Origin of the sequence: Kocuria salsicia (assembly GCF_007681555.1) — a bacterium.
Classification (GTDB): domain Bacteria; phylum Actinomycetota; class Actinomycetes; order Actinomycetales; family Micrococcaceae; genus Kocuria; species Kocuria salsicia.
In genome coordinates this window covers 68,054-86,736 of the sequence record NZ_VELE01000002.1, presented here as the reverse complement: position 1 = coordinate 86,736, position 18,683 = coordinate 68,054, and the positions used below count along the sequence as shown (strand labels likewise).

The window sequence follows — 18,683 nt, the reverse complement described above, 5'->3', positions numbered from 1 at the left end:
ACCGCGTCCGCCGCGTGCACCACCGAGGTGACGTGCGCGGCGGACGTAGCGGCGTCGTGAACGGGAGACCGTCCGCGCACCGCACCCCGCGACGGCGGGGCCCTGCCGGGAGACCGGTGGGGCCCCGCCGTTTCTGTATGCTGGTGGGCGGTCTGCCACGCGCCGGCCGCTCTCACGGGCACCCCGTCACGACACACGGGGGTGGTGCCCGGGGAAGCACCCTGACGACACACCGGCCCCGGGAGGTTCCATGCCCACCACCAACGAATCCGAGCCCCAGGACGAGGCCATCCGCATGAGCCGGGAGGTGCGTCCGGGAGCGCCGGCACGTCGTCGCGTGCTGCTGAAGCTCTCGGGCGAGGTCTTCGGCGGCGGCAGCGTGGGTGTGGACACCACCGTGGTGCGCCAGATCGCGGAGCAGATCGCCGCGACGGTGGGCCGCGTGGAGACCTCGATCGTGGTGGGCGGCGGCAACTTCTTCCGCGGCGCCGAGCTCTCGCAGGCCGGGATGGACCGTTCCCGCGCGGACTACATGGGCATGCTCGGCACCGTGATGAACTGCCTCGCCCTGCAGGACTTCCTGGAGCAGTGCGGCGTGGACACCCGTGTGCAGTCCGCGATCAAGATGGAGCAGGTTGCCGAGACCTACATCCCGCGCCGCGCCATCCGGCACATGGAGAAGGACCGCGTGGTCATCTTCGGTGCCGGCGCCGGGCTGCCCTACTTCTCCACGGACACCGTGGCCGCACAGCGCGCACTGGAGGTGCACGCCACGGAGGTCCTGATGGCCAAGAACGGTGTGGACGGCGTGTACACCGCCGATCCTCGCAAGGACCCCGCCGCCGAGCGCCTGGCGAGCCTGACCTACAACGAAGCCCTTGCCCGAGACATCCGCGTGATGGACCAGACCGCGTTCGCGCTGTGCCGTGACAACAACGTCACCATGCGGGTCTTCGGCATGGAGGGGGCGGGGAACGTGACCCGCGCGGTGCTGGGCGAGGAGATCGGCACGCTGGTCACCCCGTGACCCGCTGACGCCGCGACATTGTGCGGTGACGTCGCTGGCCGCCGTGCCGTCGACGTCGCCGCCAACGGTGGTTCCCCGGACGGTGCCGCGAGCGGCGCGGGGGTCCAGCCCGTTAGAGTGGAGACAACGAACCGACGCCACCGGTCGCGCTCCCGCGGGCCGGCCATGCCAAAGGAGAACCAGCCGTGATTTCAGACGTCCTCTCGGATGCCACCACCAAGATGGACAAGGCGGTGGACGCCGCCAAGACCGACTTCTCCAGCGTGCGCACCGGCCGCGCCAACCCGGCGCTGTTCTCCGGCCTGCTCGTGTCCTACTACGGCACGCCCACCCCGCTGCAGCAGCTCGCCTCCTTCCAGACCCCCGAGGCGCGCACCCTGCTCATCACCCCGTACGACCGCTCGGCGCTCAACGACATCGAGAAGGCCCTGCGGGACTCGGACATCGGCGCGAACCCCGCCAATGACGGCAACGTGATCCGCGTGGTCATGCCCGAGCTCACCGAGGAGCGCCGCAAGGAGTACGTGAAGATCGTCTCCACCAAGGCGGAGGAGGGCCGCGTGTCCGTGCGCAACATCCGCCGTCACGCCAAGGAGGCCATCGAGAAGCTCGTCAAGGACGGCGAGGTCGGCGAGGACGACGGCAAGCGGGGGGAGAAGGACCTCGACGCCGTCACCAAGAAGCACATCGACCAGATCGACGAGCTGCTCAAGAACAAGGAAGCCGAACTCCTCGGCGCCTGATGCCCTCAGCCGACTCTCCGCTCTCCCCGCCACCCCCTGACCAGGGTGACGCCGCGAACCGTGCCGCGTCCCCGTCCGGCGGGGGCTCGGACGCCCACTCCTCCCAGCGCGAGCCGCTCGTGTCCACGGGGCTGCTGCGACAGGTTCTCACGCGCCCGTTCCAGCGCAGCACCGAGCACAGGGCGCCCTCCCGTGCCGGGCGCAACCTCCCGGCCGCCATCGCGGTGGCGGTGGTGCTCATCGGGGCGCTCGTCACGGGGCTGTTCTTCGTGCCCCTCGTGCTCGCGCTGCTCGCTGGCGCCGCCGCCGGCATCGGTGTGTGGGAGATCGCACGGTCGCTGACCTACAAGGGGGTGCAGATCCCCAAGGTCCCGGCCGTGCTGGCCGCCGTGGCAATGCCGCTCGCCGCGTTCTTCGGGGGCGCCGAGTGGCTGTCCATGGCCCTCGTGCTCTCCGTGACCCTGGTGGTGGTGTGGCGCGCCTTCGGCTCCCGCGACGGCATGATGCTGTCCATGATGGGTTCGGTCTTTGCCCTGGTGTGGGCGTCCTTCCTGCTCAGCACCGCGGTGCTGCTGTACCACTCGGCGGACGGGCCCCAGAAGGTGCTCACGGTGATCCTGCTGGCCATCAGTTCCGACACCTTCGGCTACGCCGTGGGCGTGGTGTGGGGAAAGCACCCCATGGCCCCCAAGATCTCCCCCAAGAAGTCCTGGGAGGGCTTCGCGGGATCGCTCGGCGGCGCCGTGGTGGCGGGCGTGCTGTGTGCGCTGCTGCTGCTCGGGATCCCCTGGTGGCAGGGGGCGGTGCTGGCGGTGGCGATTGTGGCCGTGGCGACCGTGGGGGACTTCTCCGAGTCCATGGTCAAGCGCGAGATCGGCATCAAGGACATGGGAACGCTGCTGCCGGGCCACGGTGGCGTCATGGACCGGATCGATTCGATCCTCTTCGCCGTGATCACCGGTTACGTCATCTTCGAACTGTTCAGCGTCCTGGGATGAGCCGTGGGCGGACGGCGGCGACGGCCGCCACCCGCCCGCGCACGGACGGAAAGGGCCCCACATGACCACGCAGCAGCCCCGCTTCGAGCGGGTGGCGGACCACGCCTGGGGGTACGACCCCGCGCAGGTGGACGACTTCCTGGCCCGTGTGCGCGCCCTGCGGGCCGCGGAGGACGGGTCCCGGGAGTACCGGGAGACCGCCGGGGACGGGGTGCCCGACGCCGACGGCGTGCGGCACGTGGGCAGCCGACAGATCCGGGAGCGCGTCTTCGACAGGGTGCGGGGCGGCTACGATCCCGCCGTGGTGGATCCCCACCTGGACGAGCTCGAGGACGCGATCTTCGCCGAGGAGCAGCGCGCCTTCGTGGCGGAGCACGGGGTGGCCCGCTGGGACGAGCACGTGGAGCTGCTGGGGGAGCTGCTGCTCGGCCGGCTGAACCGGCCCCGGACGCAGCGCTTCCGGCGCCCCGCCACGCACCGCACGCCCGGCTACGCCGTGGCGGACGTGGACGTGCTGTGCGACCGGCTCGTGGAGCAGCTGCGCAGCGCGCCGGAGGTGGACCCCCGGATGCTGCGGGAGGCGGTCTTCCGCTCCGCGCAGGGGCAGCGCTGCTACGAGGAGCAGCAGGTGGACGCGTTCCTGGACCGCGCGGTGGAGTTCGTGCTGGCCCTGCGCACCCGCGCGTGACCGGACGCCCCCGGCATCTGTGTATACACAGATGTTGGTGATTTAGTGAGGTCCCCTAACTAATCCGCGTCATATCGCGGATTTTTTGCATCATTGACCGGCGCCACTGTGTCTTTGGATACACAGACCGTACTGTGTTCCTCATCACACAAGGAGGCACACAATGGCGTCCACGCCCCCTGTCGATCCGAACGGCTCCGTCGCCACGACCGGCATCGACTTCCCCGCAGCGCAGCGCTCGACAGAGTTCCAGCGGCTGCGCTCCACCCACCGTTCGTTCGTCTTCCCCCTCGCGGTGGCGTTCCTGGTCTGGTACCTGCTCTACGTGGTGCTGGCCATCTACGCCCCGGGCTTCATGTCCACGCGAGTGGCCGGGAACATCAACCTCGGACTCGTCCTGGGCCTGCTGCAGTTCGTCACCACGTTCGGCATCACCGCCGCCTACGTGCGCTTCGCGAACCGCACGCTCGACCCGCAGGCCACCGCCCTGCGCGAGCACCTCGAATCCCAGCAGTCCCACCGGGCTGAGACCACCCAGGAGGCCCGGCCATGATCGCCGTCCCCGCAGTTTCCCTGCCGATCGTCCAGCTCGCGGACACACCCACCTCCACCGTGGGCAACCCGGCGATCAACATCTCCATCTTCGTCTCGTTCGTGGTCGTGACGCTCGTGGTGGTGATCCGGGCCTCGAAGTCCACCGCCACGGCGGCTGACTACTACGCCGGGGGCCGCTCGTTCTCGGGAACGCAGAACGGGCTGGCCATCGCGGGCGACTACCTCTCCGCCGCCTCGTTCCTGGGCATCGTGGGAGCGATCGCCCTGCAGGGCTACGACGGCTTCCTCTACTCGATCGGCTTCTTCGTCGCGTGGCTCGTGGCGCTGCTGCTGATCGCCGAGCCCCTGCGCAACACCGGCAAGTTCACCATGGCGGACGTGCTCTCGTTCCGGCTGCGCCAGCGCCCGGTGCGCGTGGCGGCCTCCATCTCCACGCTGGCCGTGACGTTCTTCTACCTGCTGGCCCAGATGGCTGGAGCGGGCGCGCTCGTCTCCCTGCTGCTGGGCATCGGCTCCAAGGCCGGGCAGTCGCTCGTGATCGTGATCGTGGGCGTCATCATGATCGTCTACGTGCTCGTGGGCGGCATGAAGGGCACCACGTGGGTGCAGATCATCAAGGCGTGCCTGCTCGTGACCGGCGTGGCCGTGATGACCGTGTGGATCCTGGCCATGTTCGGCTTCAACTTCTCCTCGATCCTCGGGGCGGCGGTGGAGACCAACAACAACCCGGCGATGCTCGAGCCCGGGCTGAAGTACGGCGTGAGCGAGATCTCCAAGCTCGACTTCATCTCCCTGGGCCTCGCCCTGGTGCTCGGAGCCGCGGGTCTGCCGCACGTGCTGATGCGCTTCTACACGGTGCCCACCGCCAAGGAAGCCCGCAAGTCCGTGGTCTGGGCGATCTCGCTGATCGGCCTGTTCTACCTCTTCACCCTGGTGCTCGGCTTCGGTGCGGCTGCGCTGATCGGTTCGGACCGGATCAAGTCGGCACCGGGTGGTGTGAACTCGGCAGCCCCGCTGCTCGCCTACGAACTGGGCGGTTCCGTGCTCATGGGTCTCATCGCGGCGGTGGCGTTCGCCACCATCCTGGCCGTGGTCGCGGGCCTGGCCATCACGGCGTCGGCGTCGTTCGCGCACGACATCTACACCTCCGTGATCAAGAAGGGGAACTCGGACCCCCGGCAGGAGCTGCGCGTGGCCAAGACCACCGTGGTGATCATCGGCGTGATATCGATCCTCGGCGGCATCGGCGCCCAGGGGCAGAACGTGGCGTTCCTCGTGGCCCTCGCCTTCGCCGTTGCGGCCTCCGCGAACCTGCCGACGATCCTCTACTCCCTGTACTGGAAGCGCTTCACCACCCGCGGGGCGGTGCTGTCCATGTACGGAGGTCTGATCCTCTCCGTGGTGCTGATCGTCTTCTCGCCGGTGATGTCCGGCTCGGAGACCTCGATGCTCCCGGACGCTGATTTCGCCATCTACCCGCTGTCCAACCCGGGCATCATCTCCATCCCGGCGTCCTTCCTGCTCGGGTTCATCGGCTCGATCACGGAGCGCCGCAGGGAGGATCCGGTGAAGCAGGCGGAGATGGAGGTTCGCTCCCTCACCGGCGTGGGCGCGGAGAAGGCCGTCAACCACTGACCGGGGGCGCTGCCTCCAGGTTCCGCGGCTGTCGTCCGCAGGGCGGGAGCGTGTGCTACACCACCCTGTGACCTGTGTCCTTACGCCGGAAACAAGTAGTAGAATGATGGTGGTTCCCTGAACACGATCACAGCGGACACCCGCCTGTGTGACAAACGTAACTAGAGGTGGAGACATGGGCATTTTCAGCTGGATCATCCTCGGTCTGATCGCGGGCGCTCTCGCCAAGCTGATCCTTCCGGGCAAGCAGGGTGGCGGGATCATCGTCACCATCATCCTCGGCATCGTGGGCGCGTTCCTCGGTGGCTGGATCGGGTCCATCATTCCCGGTCTGCACGCCGGTATCGACGAAATCAGCTTCGGCACCATCATCACGTCCGTGATCGGCGCGATCATCGTGCTGCTGATCTACGGCTTCGTGGCCGGCCGTCGCCGCTGAGTCCACAGCGGTCGCACTGACCCAGCGAACAAGGGCGTCACCTCCGGGTGGCGCCCTTGTTCCGTACCCGGGTCCGTATCCGTGCCCCAGGCCGTGTCCGCACCCGGGCGGGTCCGCGTGCGTGCCAGGGGCCGAGCACGCGGGATACTGGGGGCATGACTGAGACCCGCGCCATGACCCCCGACCTCGACGCCGCCACCAGGGATGCCCCCCGCCGCCTGGTGATCCTGGGGTCCACGGGCTCCATCGGCACGCAGGCCCTGGACGTCGTCGCGGAGGCCGCCGGGCTGCGCAGGCCGGGGGAGGGTGTAGGTCACTCGCCGTTCGAAGTCGTCGCCCTCGCTGCAGGCAGGTCCAACCTGGATCTGCTGGCCCGCCAGGCCGTCGCCTTCCGGGTGCGGGCCGTGGGTACGAGCGGTTCCGCGGACGACGCCGCCCGCCTGCGCGAGGCGCTCACGGCCGCCGCCCGCGCGTCGTCGTCGCCCGTGCCCGAGATCCTGCACGGCTCGGACGCCGCGGAGCGGATCGCGGCGTGGGAGGGCGCGGACCTCGTGCTCAACGGGATCACCGGCAGCATCGGACTCGCTCCCACGCTCGCCGCCCTCGGGGCGGGTCGGCGGGTGGCGCTGGCCAACAAGGAGTCGCTGATCGCCGGCGGCCCGCTCGTGAAACGCGCAGCCGCGGCCACAGGACTCGAGGACGCCCTGATCCCGGTGGACTCGGAACACTCCGCGATCGCCCAGGCGCTGCGCTCCGGCACGGCCGCGGAGGTGGACCGCCTGGTGCTGACGGCCTCCGGCGGTCCGTTCCGCGGGATGACGCGCGCGCAGCTGGCGGAGGTGACCCCCGAGCAGGCGCTGCGCCACCCCACGTGGGACATGGGCGTGATGGTGACCACCAACTCCGCGACCATGGTGAACAAGGCCCTGGAGGTGCTGGAGGCGAGCCTGCTCTTTGACGTGCCGCTGGAGCGGATCGACGTCACCGTCCACCCGCAGTCCGTGGTGCACTCCATGGTCCAGTTCGTGGACGGCTCCACCCTCGCGCAGGTCTCGCCGCCGGACATGCGCCTTCCCATCGCGCTCGGCCTCGGCTGGCCCCACCGTGTGCCGGGCGCGGCCGCCGCGTGCGACTGGACGCGGGCGGCCGAGTGGACCTTCGAGCCGCTGGACCCGGTGGCGTTCCCCGCCGTGGAGCTCATGAAGAGCGCGGGAACCACCGGCGGCACGGCACCGGCGGTGTTCAACGCGGCCAACGAGCAGGCCGTCCACGCCTTCCACCGCTCGCAGCTGGGTTTCACGGAGATCGTGGACGTGGTCGAGTGGGTGCTGGGGGAGCACGACGTCGTCGCGCAGCCGGGTCTCGAGGACGTCCTGGCCGCCGAGCAGTGGGCCCGCCGTGTCGCGGACGAGCGCATTGCGGGGCGCCGTTGAGGTCCCGGGGCGTCACGGTTCGTCACACGTCGCGTGCTACGATTCTGTGCGGATGACGAGATCCGGCGCGTAGCTCTGGCTGGCCGGACGGCAACCCTCTCCCGTAGCGGGGTGCCCCAGATGACCATCCGGCCGCGATTCGATGCGATCACGGCAAGTGCGGTTTTTCTCTGAAATGGCACATGCCTGATCTGCACCCTCCGTCCAGTGCGGGACCGTTTGCGCGGCGCAACCACTCCCGACCCTGGAAAGGCACGATCATGCGAACCAAGCGTCTGATTCCCCTCGTTCTGGCCACCACCCTGGGCCTCACCCTGACCGCGTGCGGTGGCGGGTCCGACAACACGGACCCGGCCGCGGACGGCAAGATCACCATCGGCATCGTGGGGGCCACGCCGGTGCAGGACGCCCTCAAGGAAGTGGCCGCCGAGAACGACGTCACCGTGGAGTTCGTGGACTTCAGCGACTACAGCCAGCCGAACCCCGCGCTGAAGAGCGGCGACATCGACATGAACTGGTTCCAGCACATCGCGTACCTCGCGGACTACAACAACAACTCCGGGGACACCATCACCCCGGTGGGCTCCACCTCCATCTTCCCGCTGGGGCTGTACTCCAAGACGCTGAAGTCCGTTGACGACTTCAAGCAGGGGGACGAGATCGCGGTTCCCAACGACTCGATCAACCTCTCCCGCTCGCTGAACCTGCTCAAGCAGCAGGGTCTGGTGAGCTTCACGAAGGACACGATCGCCCCCACCGAGCAGGACGTGGATACGGACAAGTCCAAGATCAAGGTGCGCCCGGTCTCTGCGGAGCAGACCGTGCTCTCGATGGACTCCGTGGCCGCCTCCGTGGTGAACAACGACTTCCTCGACCGTGCCAATCTCGAGCCCGAGTCCGCGCTGGCCCAGGACGACCCCACGGCGGACAGCGCCAAGGTGTACGACAACATCTTCGCGTCCACCGAGGCCAACGCGGACGACGAGACCCTGAAGAAGGTCGCCGGGTTCTACTACGACGACAAGGTCCAGGAGGCCGAGAAGAAGGAGACCAAGGGCACCGCGGTCCCCACCAAGGTGGACCAGCAGGAGCTCAAGGACCTCCTCACGCGCTACTCCCAGGACCTGAAGGACCAGACCAAGTGAGTGCAGCCCCCGCCGCCGGGGACACCCTGGTCAGCTTCCGCGACGTCAGCAAGGTCTTCACCACCGGGCCCAAGCGACGCCCCCGTGAGGTCACCGCCGTGGACGGTGTGACCCTGGACGTCAAGCGCGGGGAGATCTTCGCCGTGATCGGCTACTCGGGCGCGGGAAAGTCCACCCTGGTGCGGCTGATCAACGGTTTGGAGACCACCACGTCCGGCACCCTGGAGGTCGGTGGCCAGCAGGTCAGCGGCCGGTCGGAGACCCAGCTCGCCTCCGTGCGCCACAACATCGGGATGATCTTCCAGCAGTTCAACCTGTTCACCTCGCGCACCGTGGCCGGGAACATCGAGTACCCGCTGCGCCGGGCGGGGTGGAAGCCCGAGGAGCGCCGGGCACGTGTCACGGAGCTGCTCGAGTTCGTGGGGCTCACCGAGCGGGCCCGCAACTACCCGGAGCAGCTCTCGGGCGGGCAGAAGCAGCGCGTGGGCATTGCCCGGGCGCTCGCGTCCAACCCCGAGCTGCTGCTCGCGGACGAGTCCACCTCCGCGCTGGACCCCGAGACCACGCAGGAGGTTCTCGCGCTGCTGCGCCGGGTGAACCGCGAACTGGGGATCACCGTGGTGCTCATCACCCACGAGATGGACGTGGTGCGTGCCATCGCAGACCGCGTGGCCGTGATGGACAGCGGTCGCGTGGTCGAGGTGGGGACCACCGCAGACGTCTTCGCGCACCCGCAGGCCGAGACCACCCGCAAGTTCGTGGGCTCCGTGATGCACACGGTGCCCAACGCCGCGGAGGTCGAGAAGCTGCGCCGCGAGCACCCGGGACGGCTGGTCATGGTGGACGTGCGCGACCAGAACCGGATCGGCGAGGTGCTCTCGGACGCAGCACGCACGGACGTGCGCTTCAACATCGCCTTCGGAGGGATCTCCATCCTGCAGTCCAGGTCCTTCGGGACGCTCACGCTGTCCCTCACGGGCCCGCCGGACGCCGTCGAACGGACCGTCGATGCCCTCCGGGCGGTCACCAAGGTTGAGGAGGTGGCTGAGTGATGGAGTGGTCCACACTGGCACCGCAGCTGCTGAGCGCCACGGGGCTCACGCTCTACATGGTCACCGTGACCCTCGTGCTGGCCGGGTTCATCGGCCTGGCCGTGGGCATGGGGCTCTACGTGACCCGGCGAGGAAGCATCATGGAGAACGGGGCGGTCTTCACCGTCCTGAACCTCCTGGTGAACTTCGTGCGCCCGATCCCGTTCATCATCCTGCTGGCCGCCCTCGGCAAGCTCACGGAGAGCGTGGTGGGGACCCGGCTGGGCCCCAACGCCGCGATCTTCGCCATGACCATCGGGGCCACCTTCGCGGTGGCGCGGATCGTGGAGCAGAACCTCATGACGGTGGATCCCGGCGTGATCGAGGCGGCCCGCTCCATGGGCGTCTCGCGCTGGAAGATCATCACCACGGTGATCCTGCCCGAGGCACTGGGCCCGCTGGTCCTGGGCTACACGTTCCTGGTCATCGGCATCACGGACATGTCCGCGATGGCGGGCGCGATCGGCGCCGGCGGCCTGGGTGACTTCGCCCTGCGCCTGGGCTACCAGCGCTTCAACGACCAGGTGACGTGGGCCGCGGTGATCGTGATCATCATCCTGGTCCAGCTGGTGCAGTTCTTCGGCAACTGGCTCGCGCGCAGGATCATGCGCCGCTGAGGCGCCCCCGCGAGTTCCCGACGCCGCCCCGGCAGCCTGTGCGCTGCCGGGGCGTCGTGGTGTTCGGCGGGTCACGCGCGGCTGCCGCGTGTCGGACGAGTGGGGCACAATGGGGGAAGTCTTTCCCACGGGGCGCGTGTCGCGGGCCCCGCACGCCAAATTCCCTGGAGGAAATTCGTGACCTCGGTCAACCTCGGCATGCCGGCGGCACCCCAGCCGGTCCTCTCACCCAGGCGCCCGACCCGCCAGATCCGCGTGGGCTCGGTGGGTGTCGGCTCGCAGAGCCCCATCAGCGTCCAGTCGATGACCACCACTCCCACGACGAACATCAACGCCACGCTGCAGCAGATCGCGGAGCTCAACGCCGCGGGCTGCGACATCGTGCGCGTGGCGTGCCCGTCCCAGGACGACGCGGACGCCCTGCCGATCATCGCCATGAAGTCCCCGATCCCGGTGATCGCGGACATCCACTTCCAGCCGAAGTACGTCTACGCGGCCATCGACGCCGGGTGCGCGGGAGTTCGCGTGAACCCGGGCAACATCCGCAAGTTCGACGACCAGATCGAGGGCATCTCCCGCGCCGCGGAGGCGGCGGGGGTCTCCATCCGCATCGGCGTCAACGCCGGTTCCCTGGACAAGCGGCTGCTGCAGAAGTACGGCAAGGCCACCCCGGAGGCGCTCATGGAGTCCGCCGTGTGGGAGGCCTCGCTGTTCGAGCAGCACGACTTCCACGACTTCAAGATCTCCGTGAAGCACAACGACCCCGTGACCATGGTCCGCGCCTACCAGCTGCTGGCCGAGCGGGGGGACTGGCCCCTGCACCTCGGCGTGACCGAGGCCGGGCCGGCGCTGCAGGGAACGGTGAAGTCCGCCACCGCGTTCGGCATCCTGCTCTCCCAGGGCATCGGTGACACCATCCGCGTCTCCCTCTCCGCGCCGCCGGTGGAGGAGGTCAAGGTGGGCAACCAGATCCTGCAGTCCCTGGGGCTGCGCCCCCGCAAGCTGGAGATCGTCTCCTGCCCCTCGTGCGGGCGCGCCCAGGTGGACGTCTACAAGCTCGCCGAAGAGGTCAACGAGGGTCTCGCCCACCTCACGGTGCCGCTGCGCGTGGCCGTGATGGGCTGCGTCGTCAACGGACCGGGGGAGGCCCGTGAGGCGGACCTCGGCGTGGCCTCCGGCAACGGCAAGGGCCAGATCTTCGTCCGCGGCGAGGTCATCAAGACCGTTCCCGAGGACCAGATCGTGGAGACCTTGCTCGCCCAGGCCAACGAGATGGCCGAGGAGATGGGCGTGGACGAGAACGGCCAGCCCGTCGAGGGTGCCCCGGTCGTGACCGCCGGGTGATCCGACGCCGCGACCCGAGGCTGCTCCCGCCCGCCGCCGTGGGCCGGGGGGAGCTGGACCGGCTGCTCGACGAGCACGCCGTGTCCTCGGTGTTCGTGGCCGCCCACGTGGAGCGCATCCGTGACGGCGGCAGTGCGACGCCGCCCGTCTACGGCGTGCGGGGCCCGGACGGCCGGCTCGAGGGGGCGTGCTGGGTGGGCACGAACGTCGTCCCGATCGCCCTCGACGAGCGGGGAACGGACCTCGTCGCGGACCTCCTGCTGCGCGGCGGGCCCCGCTTCGCCTCCGTCTTCGGCCCGGCCGAGCCCGTGCTGGGGCTGTGGGACCGGGTGCGGGAGAACTGGCCCGCACCGTTCGACGTCCGCGCCCACCAGCCCCTGCTCGTGATGGAGCGGGACCCCGCCCCGGCTCTGCTCGGTGGCACGGCCTCGCGCGTGTGCTGGGCGGGACCCGAGGAGTTCGACCGGGTGCTTCCCGCCGCCGTGGCGATGTTCACCGAGGAGGTGGGCTACTCGCCGCTGACCAGCGGGGCCGAGGGCTACCGACGACGCGTGCGCTCGCTGCTCGCGGAGGGTCGCACCGCGGTGCTGTGCGACGAGGACGGCACCGTGGTGTTCAAGGCGGACGTCGGCTCCCGGCACGGGCGCGTCTGCCAGATCCAGGGCGTGTGGATCCACCCCCGGTACCGCGGCCGCGGTCTGGCCGTGCCGTGCATGGCGGCCACCGTGGCCCTCGCCCGTGTCCGCACCCCGGTGGTGAGCCTCTACGTGAACTCCTTCAACGCCCCGGCCCTGGCCACCTACCGCCACGTGGGCTTCGAGCAGACCGGGGAGTTCGCAACCGTCCTGCTGTGAGGGACGGTCCTGCTGCCAGTGGCGCCGCCCGGCGAGCGGTGCCGTGCTGCGAGCGGCGTCGTGCCGCATGCGACGCCGTGCCGCCGTGAGCATCCCCGGGGCACAGCGATAGACTCCCAGGAGACATCCATTGCCCAGATCGGCCCGTTCCCCGGGCGGTTAGGACCTTTTCGTGCCGCTTCGCCTGAGCTCCCTTTTCCTGCGCACCCTGCGCGAAGACCCCGTGGACGCGGACGTCGACAGCCACAAGCTGCTCGTGCGTGCGGGCTACATCCGCCGCGCGGCGCCCGGGATCTACACGTGGCTGCCCCTCGGACTCGCGGTGCTGCGCCGTGTGGAGGGAATCGTGCGCGAGGAGATGAACGCGATCGGCGCGCAGGAGGTGCACTTCCCGGCGCTGCTGCCGCGTGAGCCCTACGAGACCACCAACCGGTGGACCGAGTACGGCGAGAACCTCTTCCGGCTGCAGGACCGCAAGGGCGCGGACTACCTGCTCGCGCCCACGCACGAGGAGATGTTCACCCTGCTGGTCAAGGACATGTACTCGTCCTACAAGGACCTGCCCGTGTCCCTCTACCAGATCCAGACGAAGTACCGGGACGAGGCCCGCCCCCGCGCCGGGCTGCTGCGCGGGCGCGAGTTCATCATGAAGGACTCCTACTCCTTCGACGTCGACGACGCCGGGCTGGACGAGTCCTACGCCAAGCACCGCGCCGCGTACGTGCGGATCTTCGAGCGGCTGGGTCTGCCGGTGGTGGCGGTCGCCGCGACCTCCGGTGCCATGGGCGGCTCCCGCTCCGAGGAGTTCATGCACCCCTCACTGGTGGGGGAGGACACGTTCGTGCGCACCGCGGGCGGCTTCGCGGCGAACGTCGAGGCCGTGACCACCGTGGCACCGGAGCCGCTCGACTACTCGCAGGCCCCGGCCGCGCAGGTGCACCGCACGCCGTCGAGCCCCACGATCGACACGCTCGTGGAGCGCTCCAACGAGCTGCACCCCCGCGAGGGCGAGCCCTGGACCGCCGCGGACACCCTGAAGAACGTGGTGCTGTCGGTGACGCTGCCGGACGGCACGAAGCAGCTCGTGGCCGTGGGCGTCCCCGGGGACCGGGAGATCGACCTCAAGCGCGTGGAGGCCGGCATCGGCACCGCCCTGGGACAGGGCGGTGAGCTCGAGGTGGCCGCCGCGAGCGAGGAGCAGCTGCGGGCCGTCCCCCAGCTCGTGAAGGGCTACATCGGTCCGGGGCTGAGCACGGACGAGCCCCTGCTGGGCGAGAAGTCCGCCACCGGCATCCCGTTCTTCGTGGACCCCCGCGTGGTTCCCGGAACCTCCTGGATCACGGGCGCGAACCTGGCGGAGAGCCACGTGTACGGGCTCGTGGCGGAGCGCGACTTCACGTGGGACGGCACGCTGGAAGCCTGCGCGGTGCGCGAGGGCGACGCCGCCCCGGACGGCTCCGGCCCGCTGGAGATCGCGCGCGGCATCGAGATGGGCCACGTCTTCCAGCTCGGCCGCAAGTACGCGGAGTCCCTGGGGCTGAAGGTCCTCGACAGCAACGGCAAGCTCGTGACAGTGACCATGGGCTCGTACGGCATCGGCGTGACCCGCGCGCTCGCGGCCATCGCGGAGCACTACCACGACGACAAGGGCCTAGTGTGGCCCCGCAACATCAGCCCCGCCGACGTCCACGTGGTGGCCACGGGCAAGGGCGCGGAGATCCTGGAGGCCGCAGAGGAAATCGTTGCGGAGCTGGAGTCCGCCGGGATCACGGTCGTGTTCGACGACCGTCCCAAGGTCTCCCCGGGCGTGAAGTTCCGGGATGCAGAGCTGCTGGGCGTGCCCACCGTGCTCGTGGTGGGTCGCGGTCTGCAGGACGGTGTGCTGGAGCTCAAGGACCGCGGCACCGGCACCAGCCGCGACATCCAGCGCGACGACGTGGTCGGAGAGATCACTGCCGAGGTCCGGGGCGACGCCCCGGGCGTCGGTCGCTGAGGCCGCTCGCAGCGGTCGGGGCGGTGGATCTCTCCTTCCTCGAGGGCTCGGGACTGGACACCGCGACCCCCGGTCTCCTGCTGCTGCTCGCGCTCACCGGCCTCGCCGCGGGGTTCATCGACGCCGTGGTGGGAGGCGGTGGACTCCTGCAGCTGCCCGTGACGCTGATGCTCCCGGGGCTCACCCCGGTGCAGGCACTGGCCACGAACAAGATGGGCTCGGTCTTCGGAACGGCCACCTCCGCCGTGACGTTCCACCGCCGCATCCATCCGGACCTGCTCACGGCGCTGCCCATGGCGGCGGCGGCCTTCGTGGCCGCAGGGGCGGGCGCGGCCGTGGCGGCGGCGCTGCCAGCCGGGGTGTTCAAGCCGATCATCGTGGTGGCGCTCGTCGCGGTTCTGGCGTTCACGGTGGCGAAGCCGTCGATGGGCCGGTTCACCGACCTGCGGCACAGCGGCGCCCGGCACTACGGCCTGGCCGTCCTGCGGGGCGCCGTGATCGGCTTCTACGACGGCGTCATGGGACCGGGCACCGGCTCGTTCCTCATCATCGGCCTCGTCTCGCTGCTCGGCTACAGCTTCATGCAAGCCAGTGCGAAGGCAAAGATCGCGAACCTGGCGACGAACCTCGGTGCTCTCCTGGTGTTCGGGGCCCACGGGTCGATCCTGTGGGGACTGGGCCTGGTGCTGGGACTGAGCAACATGGCGGGCGGGTACATCGGCGCGCGCACGGCGGTGGCCCGGGGCAACTCGTTCATCCGCGTGGTGTTCTTCGCTGTGGTCTCGGTGCTGATCGTGAAGCTCGGCTGGGACGTGCTCACCGGCCACTGATCCGGGTTCCCGCCCGGTGGACGGCGACGTCGCGCCGGATCGGATGCGCGGGCGCCCCCGGGGTCAGCCGCGACCGGGCAGCGCGGCCACGGGTTTCTGGGGGTCCAGCCGCTGGGCGCCGTGCGCAGTGTCCTGCAGGACGCCGAGCCACCAGGAGCGCTGCCCGGCGGTGCTGGTGGCCACGGCCCGTACAACCGCCTCGCTCGCCTCCCGCTCTGCCGCTCCCGTCGCACGGGCGGGATCCGTGGTGAACCCCTCGGGGAGGTCGTACCACGCTGCCACCGGGCCGGGATCGCAGCCGAGCAGGCCCGCGGCACGCCCGTCCTCGAGCGTGTCGTGGAGCCGTGCAACAGTGGCGTCCACGTCCGTCCGCGCCGCGTTCCCGGTGGAGATCCGCGCCTGGGCGGCCTCGGCGACGAACTGCGCGCGGTCCACCGCAGTCACGGCCGCGAGCTGCTCGGGCTCGCAGCCCACCGGCCCAGCGGGTGTCGCCGAAGCCGAGGGCGAGCCGCGGCCCGTGACCTCGCCGGTCGTGGCTCCACCATCCGCCGCCCCGCTGCTCTCCGACCCGGCGGTTGAGGGGGAGGCCGCACCGCTCGAGGGAGAGGAGGCGTCCGCGGCCCACCACGACGCCGCGACGGCCGCGAGGGACGCCGCGAGGTCGGCGTCGTGCACGCCGTCCGCGGCGTCGGCGAGTCGTCCCGCGGCATCCGAGAGACTCTCGACGGCGGGGGACTCCTCACCGCGTTCCGTCATGTGCCGAGTCTGCGTCGGAGTGGCTGGGGGTCCGAGCTCGTCGAGTTGACGGTCGAGGACCGCGGACGTCAGCAGGGAACCGTCCGAGGGCTTCGCACTGCCCGCCTGCGCGGAGGACGCGGAGGACCCCGGGTGCAGCTGGGCGCGCACGGACTCGGCGGTGGCTCGGGCTGCGAGCCGGGCGGCGTCGTCGTCCGACAGCGGCCGCCAGTGCGCCCAGAGACCGGCGGCCACCACGAGCAGCAGGACGACGGCGAGAACCGCGGCCGCGGTGCGCCAGCTCCGCTCGCGGGGCGTGGACGGGTGAGAACTCACGAATTCCTCCGGGGGACGGGTCTGCTCCATGATAGGGAGAAGCGCCGCCCGGCAGAGGCCGCCCGTGCGGCGGACGACACGAACCACAGGAGACGAGAACCCATGACGTCGCACGAGAATGCCACCATCCGCAAGACCGTGGCCCCGGTGGTCGAGGCCGCGGGGCTCTTCCTCGAGGAGTGCGAGCTCACGGGGGAGGGCGGCACGCGCACGCTGCGAGTGCTCGTTGACGTGACCGAGGGCACGGAATCCCTGGACCTCGACGGCGTGGCGGCCGTCGCGCGCGAGATCTCCGACGCTCTGGACCGTGAGGACCCGGTGCCCGGCCCGCCCTATGAGCTCGAGGTCTCCACCCCCGGTGCCACGCGCTCGCTCGAGACCCCGCGGCACTGGCGCCGCAACGTGGGCCGGCTGGTGCGGGTCCGCCCGCTCGAGGGCGAGCGCTACACGGCCCGGCTGCTCGAGGCGCACGAGGACCACGCCGTGCTGCAGCGCTGGCACCAGCCCAAGAAGGGGATGCCCGTGAAGTACCTGGACCCGGAGGACGTGGCCTACGACGAGGTGCGCTCGGCGAAGGTGGAGGTCGAGATCTGACGTCCCCGCGGGGATGTACGATTACCGCAACAGAACACGACGAACACCACGCCGCAGCGCACCGCACGACACGTGCGGCGCGCTGTTTGGTTCCCGGCCCCACCCGGAACGGAACCCGGCGCGGTGCGAGGGAAGGCGGGACACATGGACATCGACATGAGCACACTGCGGCTGCTGGAGCGCGAACGCGACATCCCGGTGGACGTGCTGATCCCCACCATAGAGCAGGCGCTGCTGCTCGCCTACATGCGTTCCCCCGGTGCCATCAACGGCGCTCGGGCAGAGGTGGAGCGCCGCTCCGGGCACGTGACCATCTGGGCGCCGGAGCTGGACGACGAGGACCACCGGATCGGTGAGTTCGACGACACCCCGGCCGGCTTCGGACGCATCGCCGCGGCTACGGCCCGGCAGGTCATCCTGCAGAAGCTGCGGGACGTCGAGGACGACAACGTGCTGGGCCACTTCAAGGGCCGCGAGGGCGAGCTCGTCTCCGGCCAGATCCAGCAGGGCAACAACCCCAAAATGGTGCAGGTGAACCTGGGCACCGTCGAGGCGCTGCTGCCGCCGCACGAGCAGGTCCCCGGGGAGACCTACAAGCACGGCGACCGCATCCGCGCCTTCGTGGTTGAGGCGAAGCGCGGCTTCAAGGGCCCGTCTATCACCCTGTCCCGGTCGCACCCGGACCTCGTGCGCCGACTCTTCGAGATGGAGGTCCCGGAGATCGCGGACGGCTCCGTGGAGATCGTGACCCTGGCTCGCGAGGCCGGTCACCGCACCAAGATGGCGGTAGTCGCCACCCGCCCAGGAGCCAACGCCAAGGGCGCCTGCATCGGTGACATGGGCTCCCGTGTGCGCGCGGTGATGAACGAGCTCGGGGAGGAGAAGATCGACATCATCGACTACTCGCAGGACCCCGCCACGTTCATCGCGAACGCCCTGTCCCCCTCCCGCGTGAGCCGTGTGGAGGTCCTGGACGAGGCGGGGCGCTCGGCGCGCGCCGTCGTCCCGGACTCGCAGCTCTCGCTGGCGATCGGCAAGGAGGGGCAGAACGCCCGTCTCGCCGCACGCCTGACCGGTTGGGGGATCGATATCGTCGCGGAGTCCAAGGCCCAGTGAGCCTCGCGGCGCGGTGATTCGGGCGATTCCCCGGCGGCGCGCTAGACTGTGGTCTGATCAGGTAGGCCATCTCTCGTGATCCTGCACGTCCGCGTGCTCGGGGGAGCGGGTTGTGGATCATGAGGAGCGTGGATGAGCACTGCGAGTCTGCGCACCTGCGTGGGATGCCGAATCGTCGCACCACCTGATCAACTCGTCCGCGTGACGATGGAGGAAACCCCTCACGGCCCCCGGGCCGTGGCGGACCCCCACCGCCGACTGGGAGGTCGAGGAGCCTGGGTGCACGCCACCCGGCAGTGCGTCGAGCAGGCGATCCGGAGGCGGGCGCTGAACCGTTCGTTCCGGGCGGCCGTCTCGACGGACGACCTCGCGGAGCAGCTCTGCGTCCTCCTGCCGGCGCAGGAGGACGAACACAAGGAAAGCGAGTCAGAAGACCATGGAAAACCGATGAGTGCCGGCCGATGAGTACTCATACGTACTCACCCCGCCGCCACGCGGGACGCGTGAGAA

19 protein-coding genes and 1 riboswitch are annotated in these 18,683 nt (G+C 69.9%); of the genes, 18 read left to right on the top strand and 1 reads right to left on the bottom strand.

Annotated features, from left to right (window positions below; genetic code table 11):
• Positions 1–295: 295 nt before the first annotated feature.
• From pyrH to FS770_RS05155, 15 genes are all read left to right on the top strand, one after another.
• Positions 296–1,027, top strand: a complete 732-nt coding sequence (gene pyrH, locus FS770_RS05225) for a UMP kinase (protein WP_144942448.1) — start codon at positions 296–298, stop codon at positions 1,025–1,027.
• Positions 1,028–1,212: 185 nt separating this feature from the next.
• Positions 1,213–1,770 carry a ribosome recycling factor gene (gene frr / locus FS770_RS05220; protein WP_144942281.1) on the top strand — a complete coding sequence of 186 codons (558 nt, stop codon included), beginning with the start codon at positions 1,213–1,215 and terminating at the stop codon, positions 1,768–1,770.
• Positions 1,770–2,768, top strand: a complete 999-nt coding sequence (locus FS770_RS05215) for a phosphatidate cytidylyltransferase (RefSeq protein WP_244944762.1) — start codon at positions 1,770–1,772, stop codon at positions 2,766–2,768. The genes frr and FS770_RS05215 overlap by 1 nt, the downstream gene beginning before the upstream one ends.
• 61 nt (positions 2,769–2,829) lie before the next feature.
• Entirely contained in the window at positions 2,830–3,456 is a 627-nt protein-coding gene (locus tag FS770_RS05210) for a hypothetical protein (RefSeq protein WP_145010450.1), read from the top strand.
• 163 nt (positions 3,457–3,619) lie between these two features.
• The gene (locus FS770_RS05205; RefSeq protein WP_145010447.1) at positions 3,620–4,009 is read left to right on the top strand and encodes a DUF485 domain-containing protein; all 390 of its coding nucleotides are present in this window, start codon (positions 3,620–3,622) and stop codon (positions 4,007–4,009) included.
• Positions 4,006–5,646, top strand: coding sequence for a solute symporter family protein (locus tag FS770_RS05200; protein ID WP_145010444.1), 1,641 nt, complete (start codon positions 4,006–4,008; stop codon positions 5,644–5,646). The genes FS770_RS05205 and FS770_RS05200 overlap by 4 nt, the downstream gene beginning before the upstream one ends.
• A gap of 175 nt (positions 5,647–5,821) precedes the next feature.
• The gene (locus tag FS770_RS05195; RefSeq protein ID WP_055083977.1) at positions 5,822–6,085 is read left to right on the top strand and encodes a GlsB/YeaQ/YmgE family stress response membrane protein; all 264 of its coding nucleotides are present in this window, start codon (positions 5,822–5,824) and stop codon (positions 6,083–6,085) included.
• A gap of 173 nt (positions 6,086–6,258) precedes the next feature.
• Positions 6,259–7,518 carry a 1-deoxy-D-xylulose-5-phosphate reductoisomerase gene (gene dxr / locus FS770_RS05190; protein ID WP_414672719.1) on the top strand — a complete coding sequence of 420 codons (1,260 nt, stop codon included), beginning with the start codon at positions 6,259–6,261 and terminating at the stop codon, positions 7,516–7,518.
• Positions 7,519–7,569: 51 nt separating this feature from the next.
• Positions 7,570–7,684: riboswitch (SAM riboswitch) on the top strand.
• A gap of 94 nt (positions 7,685–7,778) precedes the next feature.
• Complete coding sequence (locus FS770_RS05185) at positions 7,779–8,663, top strand: MetQ/NlpA family ABC transporter substrate-binding protein (RefSeq protein ID WP_145010441.1); 885 nt, start codon at positions 7,779–7,781, stop codon at positions 8,661–8,663.
• Positions 8,660–9,715: a methionine ABC transporter ATP-binding protein gene (locus FS770_RS05180; protein WP_094393641.1), complete on the top strand. Its 1,056-nt coding sequence runs from the start codon at positions 8,660–8,662 to the stop codon at positions 9,713–9,715. Before FS770_RS05185 ends, FS770_RS05180 begins: the two co-directional genes overlap by 4 nt.
• Positions 9,715–10,371: a methionine ABC transporter permease gene (locus tag FS770_RS05175; RefSeq protein WP_094394726.1), complete on the top strand. Its 657-nt coding sequence runs from the start codon at positions 9,715–9,717 to the stop codon at positions 10,369–10,371. The genes FS770_RS05180 and FS770_RS05175 overlap by 1 nt, the downstream gene beginning before the upstream one ends.
• A gap of 177 nt (positions 10,372–10,548) precedes the next feature.
• A complete protein-coding gene (gene ispG, locus FS770_RS05170) occupies positions 10,549–11,715 on the top strand; it encodes a flavodoxin-dependent (E)-4-hydroxy-3-methylbut-2-enyl-diphosphate synthase (protein ID WP_055083969.1) in 1,167 nt (388 codons plus the stop codon).
• On the top strand, positions 11,712–12,569 hold the full coding sequence (locus tag FS770_RS05165; RefSeq protein WP_145010438.1) for a GNAT family N-acetyltransferase: 858 nt from the start codon (positions 11,712–11,714) through the stop codon (positions 12,567–12,569). The genes ispG and FS770_RS05165 overlap by 4 nt, the downstream gene beginning before the upstream one ends.
• 172 nt (positions 12,570–12,741) lie before the next feature.
• Positions 12,742–14,562 (top strand): proline--tRNA ligase, encoded by a 1,821-nt coding sequence (locus FS770_RS05160; protein WP_144942275.1) that lies wholly within the window; start codon positions 12,742–12,744, stop codon positions 14,560–14,562.
• A gap of 23 nt (positions 14,563–14,585) precedes the next feature.
• Entirely contained in the window at positions 14,586–15,392 is an 807-nt protein-coding gene (locus FS770_RS05155) for a sulfite exporter TauE/SafE family protein (protein ID WP_145010435.1), read from the top strand.
• 63 nt (positions 15,393–15,455) lie between these two features.
• Here the strand turns inward: FS770_RS05155 and FS770_RS13675 are convergent, their stop codons facing one another.
• A complete protein-coding gene (locus tag FS770_RS13675) occupies positions 15,456–16,463 on the bottom strand; it encodes a hypothetical protein (RefSeq protein ID WP_186366701.1) in 1,008 nt (335 codons plus the stop codon).
• 102 nt (positions 16,464–16,565) lie between these two features.
• Here FS770_RS13675 and FS770_RS05145 point away from each other — a divergent pair, with 102 nt between their 5' ends.
• From FS770_RS05145 to FS770_RS05135, 3 genes are all read left to right on the top strand, one after another.
• Complete coding sequence (locus tag FS770_RS05145) at positions 16,566–17,057, top strand: ribosome maturation factor RimP (protein ID WP_144942272.1); 492 nt, start codon at positions 16,566–16,568, stop codon at positions 17,055–17,057.
• A gap of 144 nt (positions 17,058–17,201) precedes the next feature.
• Positions 17,202–18,173, top strand: a complete 972-nt coding sequence (gene nusA / locus FS770_RS05140) for a transcription termination factor NusA (protein ID WP_144942271.1) — start codon at positions 17,202–17,204, stop codon at positions 18,171–18,173.
• 132 nt (positions 18,174–18,305) lie between these two features.
• Complete coding sequence (locus FS770_RS05135) at positions 18,306–18,638, top strand: YlxR family protein (protein WP_144942270.1); 333 nt, start codon at positions 18,306–18,308, stop codon at positions 18,636–18,638.
• Positions 18,639–18,683: the final 45 nt, after the last annotated feature.